The organism is Pseudomonas sp. 22082, from assembly GCF_052046055.1.
Lineage (GTDB): Bacteria > Pseudomonadota > Gammaproteobacteria > Pseudomonadales > Pseudomonadaceae > Aquipseudomonas > Aquipseudomonas pharyngis.
This window is the reverse complement of sequence record NZ_JBQEQB010000038.1, coordinates 1-24,252: the sequence shown is the minus strand read 5'-3', so window position 1 is coordinate 24,252 and position 24,252 is coordinate 1. Positions and strand designations below refer to the sequence as shown.

The window sequence follows — 24,252 nt, the reverse complement described above, 5'->3', positions numbered from 1 at the left end:
GCCACGCGCATGACCATTTCTCTCGCTGACTGGAAAGGCGTGCCGCCGCCCTCGACCACCCTGATCGAAGGCCGCTTCATCCGCCTGGAAAAGCTCGACCCGGCGCGCCACGGCGACGACCTGTTCAATGCCCTGCAAGGCCCCGGCGCCGACCCGAAGCTCTGGGATTACTTGCCCTACGGCCCGTTTCCGGAACGCAGTGCCTTCAATGACTGGCTGAACAACCACGCCGCCCACAGCGACCCGTATTTCTTCAGCGTCATCGACCGCGCCAGCGGCCAGGTGCAAGGCATCCTCAGCCTGATGTCGATCGTCCCGGCCCAGGGCCGCATCGAAATCGGCCACGTCACCTTCGGCGCCCCGATGCAGCGCTCGCCGAAAAGCACCGAGGCGGTCTACCTGCTGGCCAGGGAATCCTTCGCCCTCGGCTACCGCCGCCTGGAATGGAAATGCAACAACGGCAACGCCCGCTCCAAATACGCGGCCGAGCGCCTGGGCTTCAGCTTCGAAGGCGTGTTCCGCCAACACATGGTGGTCAAGGGCCAGAACCGCGATACCGCGTGGTACTCGATTCTGGATTCGGAATGGCCGGCGATTGCGGCCGGGTTCGAACGTTGGTTGAGCGATGAGAATCAGACGGCGGATGGGCAGGTGAAGGGGTTGGTCGAGTGCCGCGCTTGAAACTCGATCGACACTAAGCGGGTTGCGGGTTCAGCTGTTGTTTCGCCGAACCCGTACCACGCCCATTTTCAGTCCAAACGGGCGGAACACGGCATTCAGCGATTTCAGTGTCTGATTACCCTCGCCGTGTTCGATGTGCACCAGCGTGCGTACCGAAATCTTGCACATCTTCGCGAACTGGGTCTGATGCAGCCCGGTCACCTCCACGCGCAAACGGCGAACGGCTTCACCGATTTCTACGGTTCCTTCAGCCAGCGCTTCTTGAATGCTTTCGATGAGCAAGGTGCGCTCGGCGACGGTCATGCTCATTTCAGATCCCATTCTTTCAATCGTTGCTCCAGGTTTTTCAGGTGGACGCCCGGATGATTCATTGTCCGGTCAGGCAAACCGCTGGCGCTCAAAATGTCCGGCAACTCGGCCAGGCACTGCGCGTCTTCACGCAGGCGCTCGAAAGATTCCGGCGCGTCGGACAACCCTGCCAATGGGTCATCCGGATCGGAAATATCCGCCAATGCGCGACAAACCCCTCGCCAATCGACATCTCCCGCCCTCTCCAGCTCTTTTGGCCATTTGGTGGTGCGGGTCACACCTTCGTCATCCATGACCATGGGGGCCAGATCATAAATGGGGGCCAAACGATACGAGCCCTCGTCACGAATGATTGCGGTATTGCGACCGTGGTTATCCGAGTTACCAAGAATCTTGTTGATCAGGTCCCGACGTAAATAGTCAGCCACCAGTGCCGGAATCTGATCCGCTTGCCCCGCATTGCGCCAGAGCTCGGCGAGCATGCGAATGACATCCATATGGTTCATCGCGCTTCCCGGGGTCGTCACTTCGGCCAGCGAATAAATCGACTCCACGGCAAAACGCTCTACCCCACGGCTCGTCACCTGACGATCAAAACGCTGCATCCACAAGCTGGGTTTGTTCGCTTCCTCTAACGCCAGACCTTCTGCCGCGACGGTTTCGATGCCCAGTGCCTGAAGCGCCTGGTAGTAGTGGAATTCGCTGCGCAGGATGTCTTGATCGGTTTGACCTCCCTTATTCCGGGCGAACTTCACAAACCAGTGCTGATGGACGTTTTCATCATCCAGCACGGCATCGGGATACAAAAGACCGGCGTGATCCTCTGCCAGAAGAATCTTGGGAGCCTCACCTCCGGCCCCTGTCGCCCCACCAATCGCAGCTCCCATTTCATAGGCATATTCAAGGAAGCGGTGGTCACGGCTGACGACCTCCTGACGCTGAAAACCGATGGGCTTGCGCTCATCGACAGCCTCGGCCGATTCTTTTATCCGCATGTTGCCGATTGGAGCTGGAGTGCAGCGACCAAGCAGATAAAGATCGGCACTGATGCCTGAAGGTTTCTCCCGCCCCAGACGTGCAAGAAGAAACCTTTTAGCGGCGCCTGCCGGCGCGATGTCATGCACGAATGCAGGGGTGATGGATCGCCGGCCTTCCCAATCAAGGGGGAACAGCGCACTCACGGCCTTGGAAAAAGGAGAGCCGATGACCTCGATGTTCTCGACCAGATACGCCGACTCGTAGCCAAAGCTGCAGCGGCTTTCGAAGCCTTTCTCGGGCGAGTCGAAACTCAACACCATCGCGTCGTGCCATTTGCCGGCGTTGAATATCTGCAATGTCAGATTGTGCATGCGGCTCTCATCTGCAATTAAATGCATTACTGCGATCGTTTGGTGAACTATAAATGCAATATAGTGCATTTTAGAGGATCGGGAGTCTCGTCAACATGCAGTAAAGTGCAGATAAAGGGTTAAAACCTCGAAATAAACGCAAAATAATGCAGATGTCGCTATGTCGGCCATGGACATCATTCTGTAAAAACCCTCCGCTATACAGGACGCCCCGCTTATAACAAAAAGGACGTTCTGCCCATGCCCTTCCCGCCCCAGCGCCTGTCGTTTGCCATTGCCCTGCTGATCGCCACCAGCGCCGCCCACGGCAAGACCGTGCAGATCGACACCGCCACCACCGCGTCGCAAACATTGGGCGGTAAAGACACACTGACGATTTCGGCGCCGGGCAGCATCACCAACAGCGGCAAGGCTGTGAGCCTCAAGGACGGCACCAGCGGCGTCGGTGTAATCATCGATAACGCCGGCAAGATCATTTCCAGCGGTGGCCGGGCGATTGATAGCAGCGGCGATCTGACCCAGGCGCGCAACTACGCCATCCATAACCGCAGCGGCGGGCAGATTCTCGGTTCCAACGATGCGATTCGCATCGACAGCAACTTTGTCAGCGGCAGCCTGTTGATCGACAACAGTGGCACCATTCGCTCGACCACCGGCCAAGGCCTGGATCTGGATGCGTTGCGCAGCGACGGGGTAAAAACCACGATCATCAACCGCGCGGGCGGGCTGATTCGTGGCGACGCCAGCGACGGCATGAAGACCGGCGCCAATGCGACCATCAGCAACTACGGCGAGATCTCCACCGGTGACTCGGACAACGCCGACCAGAAATTCGACGGCATCGATATCGACACCGCGACCGGCGTCAGCGTGACCAACTACGGCGTGATTTCCGGCGGACGGCATGGCATTACCACTGACCTGGGAGCGACGCTGGTCAACTACGGGCAGATCACCGGGCGCAACGGCTCCGGTTTCGGCTCCGATGGCGACGGCACGGTGATCAACCACGGCACCATCACTGGCGCGTATTCCGGGCTGCAACCCAATGGCGACGGCGACGGCGTGGACATCGACAAGATCGCCCACATCGAAAACTACGGCACCATCCAGGGCGTCGGCGCCGGCGGTGTGGACAAGGGTGGTTTCGCCAATGGCAGTGAAGGCATTGCCCTGGGCGGCGGTTACATTCTCAACGCCAAGGATGCACTGATCAGCGGCGCCAACAGCGCCATTCTGGTAGATGACGGAAGCGGCGGTGCAGGGCTGGCGGCCACCACGCTGGAGAACTACGGCACTATCCAGGGCCTCAACGGCTTCGGCGTGAAATTCGTCGGAGAGTTCGCCGACAGCGTGATCAACGGCGGCACGATCAGCGGCAGCAACGGCCTGGCGCTGGACCTGGGTGGCGGCAATGACAGCCTGACCCTGCGCAGCGGCAGCCGCTTTGTCGGCGTGGTCGACGGTGGCAGCGGATATGACCGCGTGGTGATGGACGACGCGGCGGGCGGCAGCTTCGGTACCAGCCGCAATTTCGAATGGCTCGAGATCAAACAAGGCGCCTGGACGCTCACCGGCAGCGACGACTTCAGCGACGGCGGTGCCGTGCGCAACGGCGCCACTTTGGTCAACCAGGGTGGCATCGCCGGCAACCTGACCGTGGACGCCGGTGGTGTGTATGCGGGTGGTGGTTCGGTGGGCAACCTCAACGTCAATGGCACGTTGCGCACCGACACCCGCCTCGGCACCGCGACCATCGTGCACGACTTGAACATGGGCGGCGCATCCACCCTCGCCTACGGCGTCAACGCCGATGGCAGCAGCGCACCGGTTCAGGTTGGCGGCACGGCCAACCTCAACGGCGCGACGCTGGCGGTCAATCCCGGTAGCGGCACTTATCCGTGGCAGAGCCATTACACAGTGCTGCAGGCAGCGCGGGTCAACGGCACGTTCGGCGCGGTCACCAGCGACTACGCGTTCCTCACGCCGACCCTCGCCTACACACCAACGCAGGTCGACCTGACCTATACCCGCAATAACGTGACCTTCAATGAATTCGCCGCCACCGGCAACGGCAGCAACGCCGCCAACAGCCTGGCCTCGATCGGCAAGAACAATGCGCTGTACAACGCCCTGCTCAACACCACTCAATCCAGCGCGGGCGCGGCCATCGAGCAACTGGCCGGCGCCAGCAACGCCAACCTCACCAGCGCCACCCTCGGCGCCAGCAGCCAGGTTGGCAGCAGCATGCTCTCGGCCATGCAGCAAATGGGTGGCAGTCCCGGCTTGATGGTCGGTCTTGATCAGCGTGATACGCCGATCCTCGCGGCTAACGGCGTTCCGTCCGAAGCTCGAAACCTTAATGACCCGAATGCCCGGGGCCGGCTCTGGCTGCAGGCCATCGGCGGCTACGGCAAGCTGGATGGCGAACACGGCAGCAGCGGTCTGGAACAGCGCACCAAGGGCAGCGTGCTCGGCGCCGACTGGGCGCTGAATCCACAATGGCGACTGGGCGTGCTCGGCGGCTATTCGAAGACCGACCTTGACGCCACCGGCGTCGACGGCAATGTCGAGAGCTGGCACGCCGGTGTTTATGCGCTGCATCAAAACGGCCCGCTGGCCTTGCGCCTGGGCGCCGCGTACAGCGGCCATCAGGGCGAAAGCAAGCGCACCATCGCATTCAATGGTTTCAGCGATCGTCCCAAAGGCGATTACGACGCCGACAGCCAGCAAGCCTTCGCCGAACTCGGCTATGCCATGGGCACTGGCCGGCTCAGCGCCGAACCGTTCGCCAGCCTCGGCTACCAGCGCTATCACCGCGACCGCTATCAGGAAAAGGGCGGCGCGGCGGCCTTGCAGGTCGACAGCCAGACTCAGGACAACTTCAGCAGTACCTTCGGCCTTCGCCTGGCGCACCTCAGCTCGCTGGACAATGGCATGAGCCTCACCCCGCGCATGGCCGCTGGCTGGAAGCACACCTACGGCGATGTCAGCAGCTCGACCCGTCAGGCCTTCGTCGTGGGTGGCACGGCGTTCAACGTCGATGGCAGTTCACTGGATCGTGACAGTCTGGTGCTGGAAGCAGGGCTGGATCTGGGCGTTTCGGCACGACATACGCTGGGGCTGGGATACAGCGGCGAGATTGGCAGCAACAGCCGTAATCACGGGTTGATCGGGCAGTGGCAGATGAGTTTTTGAGATTTCGCCAATCCGGATTTCAGCGGGTGTTGTAGGTAAAAGCGTCTGGACGATTGGGTAATCATGGCGGGTTCACCTCCCGCCGGCGACCGGGCTACAAAAGCAGACGCTATCACCTGCATGTGGCTCGGAATTGCCCGGCATCGGAGGACCGGCGTCGACTTTTACAGTTTGGCCTCATTTCACCTGAGGCGAACGGAATGCCCATTCAATGCAAATACAAGCTCCAACATCTTGTCCTGGCGGTTGCGCTGGCAGTCGGTTGCGTGGAATTTTCTCTGGCGGAGCAGTCGGAGCCCGACGTGCCGGTGGTGAAAGAGGTGAAACCCAAGAACCCGCGCAAACCTAAGGACAAACCTACTCCACTCAAGGTCGCTGAAGAAACAACGCGTGAGGAAAGGATCGCTCCACCCTTGGAAAAAATCCCCGTCAGCACCGAGATTCCCGTGGTACCCGCTCACCCAGCCGACGACATTCCATCCAAAACAGTCGCCACGACAGAGAGTGGCAGCGCGCTCGAAGAAAGCCTGGAAAAACCAGCGCCCTTACCGGAACCGGTCCTGGCCGAAACGCCCGCAGCTCAACAAGCCCCAGTGGCTGACCAGCCACCGTCAACGGACTCCCCTTCACCACCGGGCAACTCAGCCATTGCGGCCGTGCTCGCCGCCGACGAAACCACGGCCGCCCTTGCCCTCGATCAACTGGCCGGCGGCAGCAACGCCAACCTCGCCAAGGCCACCTTGAGCAGCGTCACGCCGGTCAGCGCCAGCCTGCTGTCGGCCATGCACCAGCTCGATAACCTGCATGACAACCAGCCAAACGCACCCCGCCACGCGGCCGGAAACGCCGAGAGCGGCAGGGTCTGGCTGCAGGCCCTCGGTCATAGCGGCAAACTGGATCGCGATATGGAGCCCATGCAGCATTCCACCAAAGGACTGCTGCTCGGCGCGGACTGGCGTCTCGACGAAGAATGGCGCCTGGGCTTGATGGGCGGCACCTCCGACACGCGCATGGACAGCAAGGAACTGGACGGCGACCTCGACAGTTGGCACCTCGGCGCTTACGCCTTGCGTCAGACCGGCCCGCTGTCACTTCGGCTCGGCACAGCCTGGAGCAACCATGAAGGCAGTACCCGCCGCGAAGTCGCGTTCGGCCGCTTCCATGACCGACTGAAAGGCAACTACCAGGCCAGCACCCAGCAAGTGTTCATCGAGTCGGGATACAACCTGGGTCGGGCTAACGTCAGCATCGAGCCATTTGCCAGCCTCGGTTACCAACGCTACCAGCGCGACGGCTACACCGAGAAAGGCGGTGCGGCGGCGCTCAAGGTTCACGCTCAATCCCAAGGCAACTTCAACACCACCGTCGGCCTGCGCATGGCGAAAGTCAGCACGCTGGATAACGGCATGCGCCTCACGCCACGATTCAGCGCGGGATGGAAACATGTTTATGGCGAGACCGACACCAGTACCCGACAACGTCTGGTCACCGGTGGCCATGACTACACCGTTTATGGCGCAGAGCTGGACCGCAACAGCCTGACGCTGGACACCGGGCTTGATCTGGCCGTCTCGGCCAACCACACACTCGGTATTGGCTTGTCGGGTGAGATCGGTACCGACAACCGAAACCACGGCGTATCAGGCCAGTGGCGAATGGCGTTCTGAGCCCAGACTGGCTGCTGCCGCACGTTGCGGCAGCAACTTGAAGGCAAAAAAAGGGGAGCACATGCCCCCCCGAGGTTTAAAGCGTTGTATCGAGGCCGTTATCTCAGCCTTCGATCTCGATCAGGATTTCGCCCGGGTTCACCCGGTCGCCCTTGGCAACGTGGATGGCAGTAACCTTGCCGGCAATCGCGGCCTGGACTTCGGTCTCCATCTTCATCGCTTCGGTGATCAGCACGGCCTGGCCCGCCTTGACGGTGTCGCCTTCCTTGACCAGCACATCAACGATGTTGCCCGGCATGGTGGTGCTGACGTGACCCGGTGCCGAAGCCTGCTTGCGCTTGCTGCTGCCGCCGCCGACGAATTCGTTGAGCGGTTCGAACACCACTTCTTCCGGCATGCCGTCGATGGACAGGTAGAAGTGACGCTTGCCTTCAGCCTTGACGCCAACACCGGTGATGTCCACGCGGTAGGTTTCGCCGTGAACGTCAATGACGAACTCGGTCGGTACGCCTTCGCCGCCAGCCGAAGCCACCTTGCCCGCTTCCGGGATCGGCAGCAGCACTTCCGGGGTGAGGGTGCCGGCGGCACGCTCTTCGAGGAACTTGCGGCCGATGTCCGGGAACATGGCGAACGTCAGCACGTCTTCTTCGGACTTGGCCAGTGCGCCGATATCGGCACGCAGCTTGGCCATTTCCGGCTTGAGGAGGTCGGCCGGGCGTACGTCGATCACCTCTTCGCTGCCAATGGCCTGACGACGCAGCTTCTCGTTCACAGTGCCCGGCGCTTTGCCGTAACCGCCTTGCAGATAGAGCTTCACCTCGTTGGTGATGGTCTTGTAGCGCTCACCGGCCAGCACGTTGAAGAACGCCTGGGTGCCGACGATCTGCGAAGTCGGGGTGACCAGTGGCGGGAAGCCGAGGTCTTCGCGCACGCGCGGGATCTCCGCCAGGACTTCGCCCATGCGGTTCAGAGCACCCTGCTCTTTCAACTGGTTAGCCAGGTTGGAAATCATCCCGCCCGGCACCTGGTTGACTTGAACACGGGTGTCGACGGCGGTGAATTCGCTTTCGAACTGGTGGTACTTCTTGCGCACGGCGTAGAAGTACAGGCCGATTTCCTGCAACAGCTCCAGGTTCAGGCCGGTATCGAACTCGGTGCCTTTGAGCGCAGCGACCATGGACTCGGTGCCAGGGTGACTGGTGCCTGAGGCGAAGCTGGAGATTGCGGTGTCGATGTGGTCGGCACCGTTTTCAATGGCCTTGAGCTGGCACATGGCTGCCAGGCCGGCGGTGTCGTGGGAGTGGATGAACACTGGCAGCGACTGCTCGGCTTTCAGTGCACGGACCAGCTCACCGGTGGCGTATGGGGTCAACAGACCGGCCATGTCCTTGATCGCCACCGAGTCGCAACCCATGGCTTCCATTTGCTTGGCCTGGGCGACGAACGCGTCGATGGTGTGCACCGGGCTGGTGGTGTAGGCGATGGTGCCCTGGGCATGTTTGCCGGCAGCCTTCACCGCTTCGATCGCCACGCGCAGGTTACGCACGTCGTTCATTGCGTCGAAGATGCGGAACACGTCGATGCCGTTGACCGCGGCCTTGGCGACGAACGCTTTGACCACATCATCGCTGTAATGGCGATAGCCCAGCAGGTTCTGGCCGCGCAGGAGCATTTGCAGGCGGGTGTTGGGCAACGCAGCGCGCAGTTGGCGCAGACGCTCCCACGGGTCTTCTTTCAGGAAACGTACGCAGGCGTCGAAGGTTGCGCCGCCCCAGCATTCCAGTGACCAGTAGCCGACTTTGTCGAGCTTGTCGCAGATCGGCAGCATGTCTTCGGTGCGCATGCGGGTGGCGAGCAGCGATTGGTGAGCGTCGCGCAGGATGGTATCGGTGACAAAGATCTTCTTGCTCATTCTTGTATTCCTCACAGGCCTGCGTGGGCGGCGATGGCGGCGGCGATGGCCAGGGCCAGCTCTTCGGGTTTGCGCTTGATCGAGTAGTTGGTCAGTTCCGGATGGCTTTCGACGAAGCTGGTATTGAACTGGCCGCTACGGAATTCCGGGTTGCGCAGGATTTCCTGGTAGTACGCGGCGGTGGTCTTCACGCCTTGCAGACGCATGTCGTCGAGCGCGCGCAGACCACGGTCCATCGCCTCTTCCCAGGTCAGCGCCCAGACCACCAGTTTCAGGCACATCGAGTCGTAGAACGGCGGAATGGTGTAGCCGGTGTAAATCGCCGTGTCGGTACGCACGCCAGGGCCGCCGGGGGCGTAGTAGCGTGTGATCTTGCCGAAGCTAGGCAGGAAGTTGTTTTTCGGGTCTTCGGCGTTGATCCGGAACTGCAGGGCAAAACCGCGATGCTGGATATCTTCCTGCTTCACCGACAGCGGCAGGCCGGAGGCGATGCGGATCTGTTCGCGGACGATGTCGATCCCGGTGATTTCTTCGGTGATGGTGTGTTCCACCTGCACCCGGGTGTTCATCTCCATGAAGTACACCTCGCCCTCGGCGAGCAGGAACTCCACGGTGCCGGCGTTCTCGTACCCGACAGCCTTGGCCGCGCGCACCGACAGGTCGCCGATGTAGGCGCGCTGTTCCGGGGTCAGCTGCGGGCTCGGAGCAATTTCGATCAGCTTCTGGTTGCGGCGCTGGATCGAGCAGTCACGTTCGAACAGATGCACGACGTTGCCGAAGCTGTCGCCGAGGATCTGCGCTTCGATGTGCTTCGGATTGACGATGCATTTTTCCAGGAACACTTCCGCCGAACCGAAAGCCTTGGTGGCTTCGGAAATAACCCGGGGGAAATTCTGTTCGAGTTCTTCGCGACTGTTGCAGCGACGGATACCGCGACCGCCACCACCGGAGGTGGCCTTGAGCATCACCGGGTAACCGATGCGGTCGCCCTCGCTCAACGCTTCTTCGATGCCCGAGACGTTGCCTTCGGTGCCCGGCGTGACCGGTACGCCGGCCTTGATCATGCTGCGGCGTGCTTCGGTCTTGTCGCCCATGCGGCGGATGACTTCCGCCGACGGGCCGATGAATTTGATCCCGCGTTCGGCGCAGATGTCTGCCAGCTCGGCGTTTTCCGAGAGGAAACCGTAGCCGGGGTGCAGCGCATCGCAGCCGGTTTCCACGGCCAGGTTCACCAGCTTGCGCGGGTTCAGGTAACCGGCCAGTGGCTCGGCACCAATGCTGTGGGCCTCGTCCGCACGCTTCACATGCAAGGCATGCCGGTCGGCGTCGGAATAGATCGCGACCGAACGGATGCCCATCTCGGCGCAGGCACGCACGATTCGTACGGCAATCTCACCACGGTTGGCGATCAGGATCTTTGTTATCACTTGGAGGTTCCCTTGAGCCGGTGGCACCACGACCTGCTAGACCCAGGTCGGCACGTGACCAAATGTTTCAATCTGGTCTCGGCCCCACACTAGCGCTGACAAGGGATTAACAAAAATGAATAAAAATTGGGTCAGGCATAAGTAAAGACTTATAGTCAACGCATCAGCCCGCGGCCAGAGTCGGTAGAAAATGCGTAAGTCCCTGATGCGTATGACATTGCGTCAATTGCAGATCTTCAACGAAGTGTGTGATTTACGTTCCTACAGCCGAGCGGCCGAGGAAATGTCGCTCACGCAACCGGCCGTCAGCCTACAGATTCGTCAGCTCGAAGAGCTGATCGGCCAGCCATTATTCGATTACGTCGGCAAAAAACTCTACATGACCGAGGCCGCCGAAGCACTGCAGCGCGCCAGCCGGGACATCTTCGGCCGCCTGGAAAACCTCGACATGCAGCTGTCGGACATGCAGGGTTCGCTGCAGGGCCAGTTGAAACTGGCGGTGGAATCCAGCGCCAAATACTTCGTGCCGCACCTGTTCGCGGCGTTCAAGCGCCAGCATCCGGAAGTGAACCTGCAACTGACAGTGGTCAACCGTGGCCAGGTGATTCGTCGACTCTCCGACAACCGCGACGATCTGGTGATCATGTCAATGGTGCCGCAGGACATGGGCCTGGAATTCCTGCCGTTCCTCAACAACCCGATCGTTGCCGTGGCGCGTCCCGATCATCCGCTGGCGCACATGGGCCCGCTGCGCTTGCAGGATCTGGAGCCTTATACCTTGCTGATCCGCGAACCCGGTTCGGGTACGCGGCTGGCCTGCGAGGAGTATTTCAAGGAGAAGCGCGTGCACTTCACCCAGACCCAGGAAGTGGCGTCGGCCGAAGCCCAGCGTGAATGCGTGGTGGCGGGTCTGGGCCTGGCGCTGTTGACGCGCCACGCCCTGAACCTGGAGCTAGCGACCGGTGGCCTGGTCGAGCTGCCGGTCGAAGAATTGCCGCTGTTTCGCAGCTGGTGCCTGGTGCAAGCCAAAGCCAAACGGCTGTCACCGGTGGCGCACGCCTTCCTGGCGTTTATCCGCAGCGAACGGGTGCAGATCAGCGCGCTGGTTGAGCGCTTCGACGGGAAGCTGCCGGCGCTGCCTGCCAGTGATTGATGTCCTCGGGAAAATCGCCGATTTCGGCCTGAAGCTGGCGGAGTTCGAAGCGATCTTCGATAGCGCGGCGAAATTCCATGCGGCGCTGGTCTTCCTGCTGACGACGAGTTTTCGCGGCGCTGTTGCGTTCTTCGTAAGGCTGAGCCATTTCGAGTCTCCCAAGGCGATTACGGGAGTTTCACGATAGGCCCGGGGGATGACGGTTTGGCTTCGTCGGGGTTACAGGCAGATGAAGATTGCCTTCACCCCATCACTATCAGTCATCCAGCGCTTTCACCGATTTTGGCGACAGCCGCAAGCTGCGCAGGCTGCGCTTGACGCTCTTGAGGTGGTTGACCAGGCTCGGCCCGCGCGCCATGGCCACGCCCATCGCCAGCACGTCGATCACCACCAGGTGAGCGATACGCGAGGTCAGCGGGGTGTAGATTTCGGTGTCTTCGTGCACGTCAATCGCCAGGTTGACGGTCGACAGCTCGGCCAGCGGCGTCTGGCTCGGGCACAAGGTGATCAGTGACGCACCGCTCTCGCGAACGAGGTTGGCGGTGATCAGCAAATCTTTGGAACGGCCGGACTGGGAAATGCAGATCGCCACATCGGTCGGCTTCAGCGTCACCGCCGACATCGCCTGCATGTGCGGGTCGGAATACGCCGCTGCCGTCAGCAGCAGACGGAAGAACTTGTGCTGCGCATCCGCCGCCACCGCACCCGACGCACCAAAACCGTAGAATTCGACGCGCTGGGCCTGGGACATTAACGTCACCGCGCGTTGCAGCTCCAGAGGATCGAGCTTTTCGCGAACCTCCATCAGCGTGTGCAACGTGGTGTCGAAGATTTTCAGGCTGTAGTCGGCGACGGAATCGTCTTCATGGATCGCGAACTGACCAAAACTGGCGCCGGCCGCGAGACTTTGCGCGAGCTTGAGTTTCAGATCCTGGAAACCGGAGCAACCGATGGCACGGCAGAAGCGCACGATGGTCGGCTCGCTGATGCCGACGCTGTGGGCGAGGTCGGCCATGGAACTGTGCATCACTGCCGCAGGGTCAAGCAGCACGTGGTCGGCGACCTTGAGCTCCGACTTGCGTAACAGGTGACGTGACTGGGCGATGTGTTGCAGCAGATTCAAGGGGCTGGACTCTTGTTATGGAAAGATGTGCTTTGGCCAGATGCCAGGGATGTAGCAAGCTTGTAGTTATACTACATGAATCGGCTTTTTGCCTGCTCAATGCGTAACCGGATCCCCCCGGATCAGGCGACATGCGCTGCATGTAGCCCTTACAGCGGTTTTTCCTGTTCACGCAACAACGCGGCAAGGCCAACCGCCTCCACCGGACGACTGATCAGATAGCCCTGCACCTCATCGCAACCTTCAGCTTTCAGAAACGCCAGTTGCTCGGATCGCTCGACACCTTCGGCGACCACTTTAAGTGACAGCCCATGAGCCATCGCAATGATCGCCCGGGTGATCGCCGCGTCTTCGCTGCCCTCGCCCAACCCGCGGATAAAGGCCTGATCGATCTTCACGTAATCCACCGGAATCCGCTTCAGATAGCTCAGCGATGAATAGCCGGTGCCAAAATCGTCGATGGCCAGTTTCACCCCCAGATCCCGCAACTGCTGGAACGTGGCGATGATGTGTTCGACGCTGTCGAGCAGCTGGCTTTCGGTCAGTTCTAATTCGAGGTAGTGCGGCGCCAGGCCGGTTTCTTCCAGCACCTGGCGCACCAGACTGACCAGTTTGCCTTGGCGCAATTGATGCACCGACAGGTTCACCGAAACCCGGATCGGCGCCAGCCCCTGACGCTGCCATTCACACGCCTGCCAGCAGGCCTGACGCAGGACGAATTCGCCGATCGGCCCGATCAGCCCTGTTTCTTCGGCCAGACCGATGAAATCCCCCGGTGGCACCCGACCCATGGTCGGGTGATCCCAACGCACCAGCGCTTCGGCTGCATTGAGACGGCCGGTCGCCAGGCACAGTTTCGGTTGATAGAAGACGTTGAGCTGCTTGTCCTCGATGGCTTTGCGCAGCTGGTTTTCCAGTTGCAGGCGCTCCAGCGTGCTGGCCTGCAGACTATCGGTGTAGAACTGGAAGTTGTTGCCGCCCAGGTGCTTGGCATGTTGCATGGCCATGTTCGACTGGCTGACCAGCGCGGAAATCTCCCGGGCGTTGTCCGGTAGCATGCTGATGCCCATCGAGGCGCTGACTACCAGCTCATGCCCTTCCACGGTCAACGGCAGGCGCAGCTTGCTCGACAGTCGCGTGGCGACCCGCGCCAGGCTCGACAGGTTGCCGTAGGCGTCGAACAGTACCGCGAACTCATCGCCGGACAGCCGGGCGATGGTGTCGGCTTCCGGAAGAGCATTGACCAGACGCCGGGACATTTTTTGCAGCAACTGGTCGGCAATCTCGTGGCCAAGGCTGTCGTTGAGCAGCTTGAAGCGATCCAGATTGATGTGCAGCAGCGCCAGACTCCGGCGCCCGCCCTGCCGCACGCGCTGATGGGCTTCGTGCAGGCGTTCGCGGAACAGCGAGCGATTGGCCAGGCCAGTGAGCTCGTCGTAGTGGGTCAGGTAGCGCATGCGCTCTTCGGATTCGCGGCGCGCCGACAGATCGGCGAAGAAACCGACGATATGGCTCACATTTCCCCGACTGTCGCGCACGGCATTCAGTTGCAGCCACTGCGGATACAGCTCGCCGTTCTTGCGGGTTTCCACCAGTTCGCCCTGCCAGCTGCCGTGCTGCTCCAGCGCGTGGCGGATCGCGACGTAATGACGGCGGGCGTCGCGACTGCACGGCAGTTCGACAACGTTGCGTCCGAGCATGTCGTCGATGTCATACCCGGTGACCCGGCTGAAAGCCTGATTGATGGCGATCAGCGAGTAATTCGGATCGAGAATCACGATGCCTTCGCTGGCAGCCTCGAACACCGTCGCCGCCAATTGCTGCTGGGCTTCCAGACTTTTGCTGACGCTGATGTCGCGGCGGGTGCCGACCATGCGGATGACCCGCCCGTTCTCGTCGCGCTCTACCGCACGGCCTCGGTCTTCGATCCAGACCCAGTGGCCGTCGCCATGGCGCACGCGGTATTCGATCTGATAATCCTCGGTGCGCCCCTTCAAGTGCTCGATCAGCGCGCGCTTGAGCGGCGGCACATCTTCCGGGTGCAGCCGGGGCCGCAGATGCCTGAGCAGCCCGGTGACGTATTGCGGGTCAAGGCCGAACAGTTCCTGAATCTGTGTGTGGTGAACCTCGTCGGTCTGCAGGTTCCAGTCCCACAGCCCCAGCTCACTGGCCTTCAACGCCAGGGCCAGGCGCGCCTCGCTTTTGCTCAGCGCCTGGTTGGCGACGTCCAGCTCTCGGCTGCGCTGGGCGACCCGGTCCTCCAGCTCGACCTGCGCCTCGCGCAGCTTGCCCTCGGCGCAACGCCGCTGCTCGATTTCCTTCGCCAGCTCCTGATTGAGCTGTTCGCTGCGGGTTTGCGTTTGTTGCAGGTGCTCGATCAGGTGCTGGTTCTGGAAGCGCCGCAGCAAACCGCGATCGATCAGCCGATTGACCTGCCACGCCACCACGCTCAGGGAGCCGAGCAGGATCAGCCCGAGCCAGCCCCAACCCCGCGCCAGTTCGTCACCGCCCCAGAACAGGTAGCCGATGGCCGGCAGCAGGCACGGCAAGGTAAAGGAAAGAAACGCCGGAATGCTCACGGCGTAGGCCACGCTGGCCGACAGGGTTGCGGCGCCGATCAGGCCGAACACCCAGGCCTGCTGCATGAAGTTGTCGGCCGGGACCAGGGCGATGCCGGCGCCGGCCAGGGTCAGGCCGGTCATGCTCGAGCCGAGCAGGAACATGCGCCCCCAGATCGGCTGGGCCTGGCGATCGGGAATCGCCGAGTCGAACGCGGCGACCTGAATCACCCGCAACGCCACCAGCGACAACAGCCACACCAGCCAGACGCTGACCACGAAGTAACGCTGCGGGCTCCAGAGCAGAGCGGCGCAGACCAGACCGTTGATCAACATGAACAGGGTGGGCAGAAGCGAACCCTGATAAAGAAGGCGCGTGCGCTCGACCGCCATCTGGGTGGCGTAAAGCTTGCGGATCACCCGAGGTTCCACAGAGGGGCCCGACAGGTCGAAGCTGAGGGTCATAGGCAACGTTCTTGTTCTTATAAGTGTGAGCATGCGCCCGGAAACGTGGACGGAGCATACACAAGCCGAACCACTTGCCAAACTGCCCCAGATCATAATTTCACCGAAACTTTTCCGCCGCCCAGCCCCCACCAAAGCCCTGAGCTCAGGCGGGCCAACGCCTGTAGCCGGTGACCGACCGGTCGTCACGGGCGGCACTTTCATCGGCTAATGCAAAGCTCGGTTTGCCCGGGCCTGCGGCGCACCCTAGAATGCCCCGATGCGCGATGATCTCTCCCTTCTGCTGAACTCCCTCAACGATGCCCAACGCCAGGCCGTAGCGGCTCCCGTTGGTCGTCAATTGGTCCTGGCCGGTGCCGGCTCCGGCAAAACCCGAGTGCTGGTGCACCGTATCGCCTGGTTGATCCAGGTCGAGAACGCCTCGCCCCACTCGATTCTGTCGGTGACCTTCACCAACAAGGCCGCTGCCGAGATGCGTCACCGCATCGAGCAGTTGTTGGGCATCAACCCGGCCGGCATGTGGGTCGGCACCTTCCACGGCCTGGCGCACCGCCTGTTGCGGGCGCACTGGCAGGAAGCCGGGCTGAGCCAGACCTTCCAGATTCTCGACAGCGACGACCAGCAACGGCTGGTCAAGCGGGTGATCCGCGAGCTGGGGCTGGACGAGCAACGCTGGCCGGCCCGTCAGGCCCAATGGTTCATCAACGGGCAGAAAGACGAAGGTCTGCGTCCGCAACACATTCAAGCCAGCGGCGATCTGTTCCTGGCCACCATGCGCGGCATTTATGAAGCCTACGAGGCGGCATGCCAGCGGGCCGGCGTCATCGATTTCTCCGAACTGCTGCTGCGCGCCCTCGACCTGTGGCGCGACCACCCGGGCCTGCTGGCGCACTACCAGAAGCGTTTCCGACACATTCTGGTGGACGAATTCCAGGACACCAACGCCGTGCAGTACGCCTGGTTGCGTCTGCTGGGCAAGGGCGGCGACAGCCTGATGGTGGTCGGCGACGACGATCAGTCGATCTACGGCTGGCGCGGCGCGAAAATCGAGAACATCCACCAGTACTCTTCCGACTTCCCGGATTCGGTGACCATCCGTCTGGAGCAGAACTACCGCTCCACGGCCGGCATCCTGAAAGCCGCCAACGCCCTGATCGCCAACAACACCGGGCGTCTGGGCAAAGAGCTGTGGACCGATGGTGGCGACGGCGAAGCGATCAACCTCTACGCCGCGTTCAACGAACACGATGAAGCGCGCTATGTTGTCGAAACCATCGAAAGCGCGCTGAAAACCGGCCTGGCTCGCAGCGATATCGCGATTCTCTACCGCTCCAACGCCCAATCGCGCGTTTTGGAAGAAGCCTTGCTGCGTGAACGCATTCCGTACCGCATCTATGGCGGCCAGCGCTTCTTCGAGCGGGCGGAAATCAAGAACGCCATGGCCTACCTGCGTTTGCTGGAAGGTCGCGGCAACGATGCAGCGCTGGAACGGGTGATCAACGTCCCGGCGCGCGGCATCGGCGAGAAAACCGTCGAAGCGATCCGCGACCACGCCCGTCACAGCGATGTGTCGATGTGGGAAGCCATGCGCCAGCTGGTGGCCAACAAAGGCCTGACCGGTCGCGCCGCCGGTGCACTCGGTGCGTTTATCGAGCTGATCGAGAACCTCGCCGCCAAGTGCGCCGAGATGCCGTTGCACCTGATGACCCAGACCGTCATCGAGCAATCCGGACTGATCGCCTACCACGAAGCGGAAAAAGGCGAGAAAGGCCAGGCCCGGGTAGAAAACCTTGAGGAACTGGTCAGCGCCGCGCGCAACTTCGAGAATACCGAAGAAGACGAAGAACTGACGCCACTGGCGGCGTTCCTCGGCCACGCCTCGCTGGAGGCCGGCGACACCCAGGCCGACGAGCACGAAGACAGCATTCAGTTGATGACCCTGCACAGCGCCAAGGGCCTGGAATTCCCTTACGTGTTCCTGGTGGGCATGGAAGAAGGCCTGTTCCCGCACAAGATGAGCCTGGAAGAACCGGGGCGCCTTGAGGAGGAGCGGCGACTGGCCTATGTCGGCATTACCCGGGCGATGCAGAATCTTGTGATGACCTATGCTGAAACCCGACGCCTGTACGGCAGTGAAACCTACAACAAGGTGTCGCGTTTCGTACGGGAAGTACCGAAGGGTCTGATTCAGGAAGTGCGTCTGTCCAACAGCGTCAGCCGGCCGTTCGGCGGCAACCAGTCGATGGGCGGCAGCAACCTGTTCAGCGGCAGCGAGATTCCGGAAACCGGCCTGAGCCTTGGCCAGGCTGTCCGGCACTCGATCTTCGGCGACGGCGTGATCCTCAACTTCGAAGGCGCCGGCGCCCAGGCCCGGGTGCAGGTGAACTTCGCCGAAGGCAGCAAGTGGCTGATGCTCGGGTACGCGAAGCTGGAAGCCATTTAAGGGCAGCCCGTCGTTGCTCATCATTCCCACGCTCTGTGTGGGAATGCATCCCGTGGCGCTCTGCGTCACTGTGGACGCGGAGCGTCCATGGCGGCGTTACCACGCAGAGCGTGGGAACGATCGGACACGAACACTGGAGGCAACACCCATGGGCTCGGGCTTCTTTTCTTCGTGGACGTTCTGGGCCCTGCTCTCGGCCACTTTCGCCGCGCTGACGGCCATCTTCGCCAAGATCGGCATAGAAAACGTCAACTCCGACTTCGCCACCCTGCTGCGCACAATCGTCGTATTGGTCAGCCTGGCCTTGATTTTGTACGCCACGGGCCAATATCAGTCCTTGGGATCGATCTCCGCCAAGAGCTACCTGTTCCTGCTGTTGTCCGGGCTGGGTACTGGCGCTTCGTGGCTGTGCTACTTCCGGGCGTTGAAAGTCGGACCGGCATCTCTGGTTGCCCCGGTGGACAAACTCAGCGTGGTCTTCGTGGCGGTGCTCGGTGTGATCCTGCTGGGTGAGAAACTCGACCTGCGCCAGTGGGGCGGCATTGGCCTGATCACCGCTGGTGTGGTGATGCTGGCCTTGCGGCGCTGATCCATTTCCTGCTGAACCTATCTCCTTTTCCTACAGACAAAAGTACATGGCCTTATTGCCCCGACCGAGCTGAACGTAACCTGTCAGGCAAAAGCCCGAAACACTCTCTCGCTAGCCAGTAACACTTCAGCTGTGCAACATGGCGCGCGTGTCTCCACAAACGGGAATTCCCTTTATGAAACGTTTTCTTAGCATCGCCATGGCGTTGTGCATCGGCCTGACGATGAGCCTCGACGCCAACGCCAAGCGCTTTGGTGGTGGCAAAAGCGCCGGCGCTGCGCCGACGCACCAGACCAGCCAGATGGCTCCTTCTTCCCCAGGCATGGGCGGCGCTGCGGCGACCGCTGGTGCTGCCGGTGCCGCGGGCGCTGCGGCCAAGGCCGGCGGCGCTTCGAAATGGCTCGGCCCTCTGGCCGGCATCGCTGCCGGTGGCCTGCTCGCTTCCATGTTCATGGGCGGCGGCTTCGAAGGCATGCAGATCTTCGACATCCTGATCATGGCCGTGATCGCGTTCGTGATCTTCCGATTCATTGCCGCCCGTCGCCGCAAACAGCAGGAGCAGTTCGCTCCGGCCGGCGCGCCGATGCAGCGTGAAGTGTTCGAACAGAAACCAGCGGCGATGGGTTCGATCTTCGGTGGTTCGGCGGCTCCCGCTGCCGCTCGTCCGGTGATCAACGCACCGGCCTGGTTCAACGAACAGCGCTTCCTTGAAGCCGCCCGCAGCCACTTCCAGGCGCTGCAGCAGCACTGGGACGCCAACGAAATGGACAAGATCGCCGAGTTCGTGACCCCGCAGATGCTCGAGTTCCTCAAGCGCGAGCGCGCGGAACTGGGCGACGCGTTCCAGTCCACCTACATCGACAACCTCCAGGTACAACTGGATGGCGTGGATGACCGTGCGGACAAGACCATCGCTACCCTGACCTTCAACGGCGTGTCGAAGACTTCGCGTTTCGACCAGCAGGGCGAAGTGTTCAGCGAAAGCTGGAACATGGAACGTCCACAGGGTGACAACCAGCCTTGGCTGGTCGCCGGTATCCGCCAGAACGGCTGATCACCTTCGACGTCTTACTCGCTGCAATAAAACCCCGGCCTCGGCCGGGGTTTTCTATTTCGCGGTTGCATCTATAGCGAGCTACTGTATAAACCGGCCCATATGAACCGCGCCATTCAAGCAAGAGGATCCCGGACGTGGAAGAAATCATCGAACAACTGCGCGAAGCCAACGAACCCGTACCGGTTCCTTTGGAATTGCCCGACGAAGACCAGTTGGTGGAAATCGAAGAAGAACTCTTCATCAACATCCCGTTCGTCTTCAAAGAGTTTCTGCTGACCGTCAGCGACGTGGTTTACGGCAGTCTGGAGCCGGTGACCGTCACCGACCCGCAATCCCACACCTACCTGCCGGACGTCGCCGCCAACGCCTGGGATGCCGGCGTGCCGCGCGACCTGATCCCGATCTGCCAGGACGGTGACGACTACTACTGCGTCGAAGAAGACGGCACCGTGGTGCTGTGGTCCGGCGAAGAAGAACTGATCACCGAAGAGTCCTGGGAATCGGTCTGGCACTGGGCGCGGGACGTCTGGCTGGAAAGCTGACACGCCCCGCCTCGATTGGTGGTCAGTGCCCCGACGGCTCCTTGTGGTTGTCGAGGGTTTCCAGCAAGGCCACCTGCATCCGCGTGTGCACCCGGATGAACCAGCGCCAGAGCAGCGCCGCCACGGCGGCAGCGACCACGGCGATCAGCACCAGCAACTTGTTGGTCGGCAAGATACTGGCCGACAAGGCTGCCAGCAGCAGGAAAATCACCAGCAGCGAGATGATCGGGATCACTTCGGCGATCACCCGGCGCACTCGCTGCGTGTGACGCCCGGCCATTTCCGGCTTCACGCCCATCTCCGCCAGCAGCATCGACAGCGCCTTGAGCTTGCGATAGGCCGCGATCAGGAACGGCAGCGACACCAGCAACGCCCCGCCCCAGATCAACGCTTTCTGCCAGCTCGGATCACTGATCCAGTCCTGCATCCAGATCGAGAGGCGCCCGGCAAAGAAAGCCCCGGCAAAGAAGATCGCGATCACCAGCGCCAGATTGACCCCGACCTGCAGCAGGATTCGCCGGATCATCGAGGCCAGCATCGCGCCCTCACCTTGCGGCTGAATGCTGCGTAGCCACTCGCCGTACATCCCGAACACTCGACCGAGGCGTTGCGGCATGGCGGCGGACAGCTTGATCGACAGCGGATCGGCAGCCCGGATCAAGTACGGCGTCAGCAACGTGGTGATCACCGAAACCGCCACAGCCACCGGATAGAGGAAGTTGCTGGTGACCTGCAGGGTCATCCCCAGCGCCGCGATGATGAAGGAGAATTCGCCAATCTGCGAAAGCCCCATCCCGACCCGCAGTGAGGTGCGTCCGTCATTGCCGGCGATAAACGCACCGAGGCCGCAGGACAGCATCTTGCCCAGCACCACGGCAACAGTGATTACCGCGATCGGCCACGCGTATTGCAGAAGGATCATCGGGTCGAGCATCAGGCCGATGGCGACGAAGAAGATCGCGCTGAACAGGTCGCGAACCGGCTCGATCAGGCGCTCGATTTTCAGCAGCTGCCGCGACTCGGCCATGATCGCGCCGATCAGGAACGCCCCCAGCACCATGCTGTACTCAAGCTTGACCACCAACAGGCAGAAACCGAAACACAGGCCCAGCACCGTGATCAGCAGCATCTCGTTGCTTTCGAACTTGGCGACGTAAGCCAGCAGACGCGGCACCAGCAGGATGCCGACCACCAAGGCGACAATCATGAACAGCGAAAGCTTGCCGACCGTGGAAAACACTTCGCCGGAACTCACCGTGCCGCTGACGGCGATGCTCGACAGCAAGGCAATGATGCCGATGCCGAGAATGTCCTCGACGATCAGCACACCGAAAATCAACTGCGCGAAGCGCTCGTTCTTCATCTTCAGGTCGTTGAGCGCCTTGACGATGATGGTGGTCGAGGAAATCGCCAGGATCGCGCCGAGGAACAGCGAATCCATGGTGTTCCAGTCAAACCAGCGGCCGATTTCGTAGCCGATCCAGATCATCAGGACAATTTCGAGGAACGCCGCGATGAAGGCCGTGGCGCCGACCTTGAACAGCTTGCGCAGGCTGAACTCCAGGCCAAGGCAGAACATCAGGAAAATCACCCCCAGCTCGGCGAGGGTCTTGATGGTTTCTTCATCGTGGATCAGGCCGAACGGCGGTGTGTGCGGGCCGATGATGAAACCGGCGACGATGTAACCGAGCACTACTGGCTGCTTGAAGCGGTGGAACAGCACGGTCACCACACCTGCGACCAACATGATCACCGCCAGATCCTGAATAAAGCTGATGGCATGCATGGTGTGGGCTCCTTGAATGACGAGGCTCACACAGGCATGGGAAATGTCTGGGCGAGCTGAGTAAAAATCCGCTTTGGGTGTAGGAATCGCCCTTGGGGAGGGGCTTTTGCAGGGTAACACCGCGACTTCCGGCTGAAAGGCGGTGCAATATATGGAAACAGATCGATTCGGGCGTGACGGCGGCCAGTTGCCTGGCGTCCCGATAACGGTGCTTTTGAAAAGCGACCAGGCACCCGCAGAGGTGTTTCTTCCAGCAACCCTGCCTTGACCCGTGAGAACGTTATGGAACCCGGAAACGCCCAGCTGTCGATGACGGTACTGATGACCCCCGACATGGCCAACTTCTCTGGCAATGTCCACGGCGGCACCCTGCTCAAATACCTCGACGAGGTTGCCTACGCCTGCGCCAGCCGTTATGCCGGCCGCTACGTGGTGACCCTGTCGGTGGATCAGGTGATTTTCCGCGAGCCGATCCACGTCGGCGAACTGGTGACTTTCCTGGCATCGGTGAACTACACCGGCAACACCTCGATGGAAGTCGGCATCAAAGTGGTGACCGAGAACATCCGCGAGCGCTCGGTGCGCCACACCAACAGCTGCTTCTTCACCATGGTTGCGGTGGACGATCAGCGCAAACCGGCCGCCGTACCGCCGCTGCAACCGCAGAACAGCGAAGACAAACGCCGCTACATGCAGGCGCAGCAACGCCGGCAGATTCGTCAGGAGCTGGAAAAGCGCTATCAGGAAATCAAGGGCGACGCCTGATCAGCCCTTCGATCTACGGCGCTCTGTAGATAGCTTTCGCGAGCAAGCCCGCTTGTATGTTTAGACTTGAAGGGGTGGGCGGGACTAAAAGCTCGATTCCGACTCTAGCCAGTACGGACCGTGGGAGACTTCTCGTCCCGCCCTTTCTACCTAAAGCGCCGATAAGGAATTCATCGGTAAAACCGACGATAGAGGCAAGCCAGCGCTACGGTAGACCCCGACAAGCTCTTAAACCCTAGCTCCGAGGATTCGTCATGACAATCCTTACCTCGCCAACGGTGATTGGTGTCGATGTGGCCAAGGCCGAAATCGTCGTTTATCGCGAAGATCTGAAAATCATCCAGGCCATCAACAACGACCGCACATCTGTAGGTCATTGGCTGAAGACCCTGCCCGCCCAAAGCTCAATCGCCCTGGAAGCCACTAATCTCTACCACCTGGACACGGCCGAACTGGCCCATGGTATGGGGCATCGGGTTTACATCGTGGACCCTTACCGGGTGAGCCATTACCGCGAAAGCATCGGTCAGCGTGCAAAAACCGACCCTTGTGATGCACGTCTTCTGGCGCGTTATCTAACCAGTGAACAGCATCGGCTGCGGGTCTGGAACCCACCACCGCGGCACTACACAGTGTTGAAAAGTCTGCTTAACAAGCGTGCACAGCTGATGAAGGTCCGAGTCAGTATCAAGCTGAGCTGGTCAACCGAACCTCTTCTTGAAGATCTTTTGGCCGATGGGTTGAAGCATTTCAAACAGCTGGATCAGGCCATTCAGGAGTTGCTTCGTAAAGTCAGCCAAGAAGCCGGAATTAGTGAAAACATCAGACGCTGCAAAGCGATTGAAGGAGTTGGTGAACTCACGGCAACGGGCCTGGCAACTACATACATGCGAGGTGAGTTCGCCAGCGCCGATGCGTTCATCGCCTTTCTGGGAATGGACTTGAAGGCAAAAGACTCAGGTAAGAAACACAGTCCTCGCCACTTGAGCAAAAAAGGTGACGGGGAATTACGGCGTCTTGCACACAATGCAGCTATGGCAGCTTGTCGGTCCCCTGTCTGGAAACCGTTCTATGAGTCCTATCTGGCAAGAGGTCTAGCCAGAACCCAAGCCTTGGTCATCCTCGCCCGCAAGCTTTGCCGGGTGGCATTCGCCCTCATGAAAAACCAGAGCGAATACCAACCGAATTTAAGGTTGCAGGGTTCCCCTGCAACATAGAATCTCCCACA

The 24,252-nt window shown here is 60.9% G+C and carries 18 protein-coding genes; 10 read left to right on the top strand and 8 right to left on the bottom strand.

The window, feature by feature from the left end; translation table 11 throughout:
• Nucleotides 1-9: 9 nt before the first annotated feature.
• Complete coding sequence (locus ACTJK9_RS28775; RefSeq protein ID WP_064600533.1) at nucleotides 10-681, top strand: GNAT family N-acetyltransferase; 672 nt, start codon at nucleotides 10-12, stop codon at nucleotides 679-681.
• 30 nt (nucleotides 682-711) lie between these two features.
• On the opposite strand, the gene ACTJK9_RS28770 is transcribed toward ACTJK9_RS28775, so the two are convergent.
• Both ACTJK9_RS28770 and ACTJK9_RS28765 read right to left on the bottom strand, forming a co-directional pair.
• Nucleotides 712-990 carry a helix-turn-helix domain-containing protein gene (locus ACTJK9_RS28770; RefSeq protein ID WP_064600535.1) on the bottom strand — a complete coding sequence of 93 codons (279 nt, stop codon included), beginning with the start codon at nucleotides 988-990 and terminating at the stop codon, nucleotides 712-714.
• The gene (locus tag ACTJK9_RS28765; protein ID WP_440817712.1) at nucleotides 987-2,339 is read right to left on the bottom strand and encodes a HipA domain-containing protein; all 1,353 of its coding nucleotides are present in this window, start codon (nucleotides 2,337-2,339) and stop codon (nucleotides 987-989) included. The genes ACTJK9_RS28770 and ACTJK9_RS28765 overlap by 4 nt, the downstream gene beginning before the upstream one ends.
• Nucleotides 2,340-2,579: 240 nt before the next feature.
• On the opposite strand from ACTJK9_RS28765, the gene ACTJK9_RS28760 reads away from it, so the two are divergent.
• Together ACTJK9_RS28760 and ACTJK9_RS28755 are read left to right on the top strand one after the other, a co-directional pair.
• The gene (locus ACTJK9_RS28760) at nucleotides 2,580-5,537 is read left to right on the top strand and encodes an autotransporter outer membrane beta-barrel domain-containing protein (RefSeq protein WP_440817709.1); all 2,958 of its coding nucleotides are present in this window, start codon (nucleotides 2,580-2,582) and stop codon (nucleotides 5,535-5,537) included.
• A gap of 593 nt (nucleotides 5,538-6,130) precedes the next feature.
• A complete protein-coding gene (locus tag ACTJK9_RS28755; protein WP_440817707.1) occupies nucleotides 6,131-7,204 on the top strand; it encodes an autotransporter outer membrane beta-barrel domain-containing protein in 1,074 nt (357 codons plus the stop codon).
• A 103-nt stretch (nucleotides 7,205-7,307) separates the two neighbouring features.
• Here ACTJK9_RS28755 and oadA read toward each other — a convergent pair whose 3' ends face one another.
• Nucleotides 7,308-9,116: a sodium-extruding oxaloacetate decarboxylase subunit alpha gene (oadA, locus tag ACTJK9_RS28750; protein WP_039765069.1), complete on the bottom strand. Its 1,809-nt coding sequence runs from the start codon at nucleotides 9,114-9,116 to the stop codon at nucleotides 7,308-7,310.
• A gap of 11 nt (nucleotides 9,117-9,127) precedes the next feature.
• Nucleotides 9,128-10,543: an acetyl-CoA carboxylase biotin carboxylase subunit gene (locus ACTJK9_RS28745; protein WP_007954255.1), complete on the bottom strand. Its 1,416-nt coding sequence runs from the start codon at nucleotides 10,541-10,543 to the stop codon at nucleotides 9,128-9,130.
• A 190-nt stretch (nucleotides 10,544-10,733) separates the two neighbouring features.
• Between ACTJK9_RS28745 and ACTJK9_RS28740 the strand changes: the two genes are divergently transcribed.
• Nucleotides 10,734-11,696, top strand: a complete 963-nt coding sequence (locus tag ACTJK9_RS28740) for a LysR family transcriptional regulator (RefSeq protein WP_039765068.1) — start codon at nucleotides 10,734-10,736, stop codon at nucleotides 11,694-11,696.
• Here the strand turns inward: ACTJK9_RS28740 and ACTJK9_RS28735 are convergent.
• The 3 genes from ACTJK9_RS28735 to ACTJK9_RS28725 form a co-directional block, all read right to left on the bottom strand.
• The gene (locus ACTJK9_RS28735) at nucleotides 11,638-11,844 is read right to left on the bottom strand and encodes a PA3496 family putative envelope integrity protein (RefSeq protein ID WP_007954251.1); all 207 of its coding nucleotides are present in this window, start codon (nucleotides 11,842-11,844) and stop codon (nucleotides 11,638-11,640) included. The genes ACTJK9_RS28740 and ACTJK9_RS28735 overlap by 59 nt on opposite strands.
• A gap of 108 nt (nucleotides 11,845-11,952) precedes the next feature.
• Entirely contained in the window at nucleotides 11,953-12,819 is an 867-nt protein-coding gene (gene hexR / locus ACTJK9_RS28730; RefSeq protein WP_007954250.1) for a transcriptional regulator HexR, read from the bottom strand.
• 149 nt (nucleotides 12,820-12,968) lie between these two features.
• Nucleotides 12,969-15,842 carry a GGDEF domain-containing phosphodiesterase gene (locus ACTJK9_RS28725; RefSeq protein ID WP_085612435.1) on the bottom strand — a complete coding sequence of 958 codons (2,874 nt, stop codon included), beginning with the start codon at nucleotides 15,840-15,842 and terminating at the stop codon, nucleotides 12,969-12,971.
• A gap of 259 nt (nucleotides 15,843-16,101) precedes the next feature.
• On the opposite strand from ACTJK9_RS28725, the gene uvrD reads away from it, so the two are divergent.
• The 4 genes from uvrD (at nucleotide 16,102) to ACTJK9_RS28705 (ending at nucleotide 20,473) form a co-directional block, all read left to right on the top strand.
• Complete coding sequence (uvrD, locus tag ACTJK9_RS28720) at nucleotides 16,102-18,285, top strand: DNA helicase II (protein WP_007954248.1); 2,184 nt, start codon at nucleotides 16,102-16,104, stop codon at nucleotides 18,283-18,285.
• A 148-nt stretch (nucleotides 18,286-18,433) separates the two neighbouring features.
• The gene (locus ACTJK9_RS28715; RefSeq protein ID WP_064379739.1) at nucleotides 18,434-18,874 is read left to right on the top strand and encodes an EamA family transporter; all 441 of its coding nucleotides are present in this window, start codon (nucleotides 18,434-18,436) and stop codon (nucleotides 18,872-18,874) included.
• A 175-nt stretch (nucleotides 18,875-19,049) separates the two neighbouring features.
• Nucleotides 19,050-19,928: a Tim44 domain-containing protein gene (locus ACTJK9_RS28710; protein ID WP_085612436.1), complete on the top strand. Its 879-nt coding sequence runs from the start codon at nucleotides 19,050-19,052 to the stop codon at nucleotides 19,926-19,928.
• A gap of 137 nt (nucleotides 19,929-20,065) precedes the next feature.
• Nucleotides 20,066-20,473, top strand: coding sequence for an SMI1/KNR4 family protein (locus ACTJK9_RS28705; RefSeq protein WP_007954245.1), 408 nt, complete (start codon nucleotides 20,066-20,068; stop codon nucleotides 20,471-20,473).
• A gap of 22 nt (nucleotides 20,474-20,495) precedes the next feature.
• On the opposite strand, the gene ACTJK9_RS28700 is transcribed toward ACTJK9_RS28705, so the two are convergent.
• Nucleotides 20,496-22,259 (bottom strand): cation:proton antiporter, encoded by a 1,764-nt coding sequence (locus tag ACTJK9_RS28700; protein WP_064379734.1) that lies wholly within the window; start codon nucleotides 22,257-22,259, stop codon nucleotides 20,496-20,498.
• Nucleotides 22,260-22,541: 282 nt separating this feature from the next.
• Here ACTJK9_RS28700 and ACTJK9_RS28695 point away from each other — a divergent pair, with 282 nt between their 5' ends.
• Complete coding sequence (locus tag ACTJK9_RS28695; protein ID WP_003229693.1) at nucleotides 22,542-23,024, top strand: acyl-CoA thioesterase; 483 nt, start codon at nucleotides 22,542-22,544, stop codon at nucleotides 23,022-23,024.
• 254 nt (nucleotides 23,025-23,278) lie between these two features.
• A complete protein-coding gene (locus ACTJK9_RS28690; protein WP_221397423.1) occupies nucleotides 23,279-24,241 on the top strand; it encodes an IS110 family transposase in 963 nt (320 codons plus the stop codon).
• Nucleotides 24,242-24,252 lie beyond the last annotated feature (11 nt).

Excerpts from the sequence above, each read along its gene's own strand:
- ACTJK9_RS28690 (WP_221397423.1), top strand. The coding sequence starts at position 23,279 with ATGACAATCCTTACCTCGCCAACGGTGATTGGTGTCGATGTGGCCAAG.
- ACTJK9_RS28760 (WP_440817709.1), top strand. The coding sequence starts at position 2,580 with ATGCCCTTCCCGCCCCAGCGCCTGTCGTTTGCCATTGCCCTGCTGATC.
- oadA (WP_039765069.1), bottom strand. The coding sequence starts at position 9,116 with ATGAGCAAGAAGATCTTTGTCACCGATACCATCCTGCGCGACGCTCAC.
- ACTJK9_RS28735 (WP_007954251.1), bottom strand. The coding sequence starts at position 11,844 with ATGGCTCAGCCTTACGAAGAACGCAACAGCGCCGCGAAAACTCGTCGT.
- ACTJK9_RS28770 (WP_064600535.1), bottom strand. The coding sequence starts at position 990 with ATGAGCATGACCGTCGCCGAGCGCACCTTGCTCATCGAAAGCATTCAA.
- ACTJK9_RS28740 (WP_039765068.1), top strand. The coding sequence starts at position 10,734 with ATGCGTAAGTCCCTGATGCGTATGACATTGCGTCAATTGCAGATCTTC.
- ACTJK9_RS28765 (WP_440817712.1), bottom strand. The coding sequence starts at position 2,339 with ATGCACAATCTGACATTGCAGATATTCAACGCCGGCAAATGGCACGAC.
- ACTJK9_RS28715 (WP_064379739.1), top strand. The coding sequence starts at position 18,434 with ATGGGCTCGGGCTTCTTTTCTTCGTGGACGTTCTGGGCCCTGCTCTCG.
- ACTJK9_RS28775 (WP_064600533.1), top strand. The coding sequence starts at position 10 with ATGACCATTTCTCTCGCTGACTGGAAAGGCGTGCCGCCGCCCTCGACC.
- uvrD (WP_007954248.1), top strand. The coding sequence starts at position 16,102 with ATGCGCGATGATCTCTCCCTTCTGCTGAACTCCCTCAACGATGCCCAA.
- ACTJK9_RS28695 (WP_003229693.1), top strand. The coding sequence starts at position 22,542 with ATGGAACCCGGAAACGCCCAGCTGTCGATGACGGTACTGATGACCCCC.
- ACTJK9_RS28700 (WP_064379734.1), bottom strand. The coding sequence starts at position 22,259 with ATGCATGCCATCAGCTTTATTCAGGATCTGGCGGTGATCATGTTGGTC.
- ACTJK9_RS28710 (WP_085612436.1), top strand. The coding sequence starts at position 19,050 with ATGAAACGTTTTCTTAGCATCGCCATGGCGTTGTGCATCGGCCTGACG.
- ACTJK9_RS28725 (WP_085612435.1), bottom strand. The coding sequence starts at position 15,842 with ATGACCCTCAGCTTCGACCTGTCGGGCCCCTCTGTGGAACCTCGGGTG.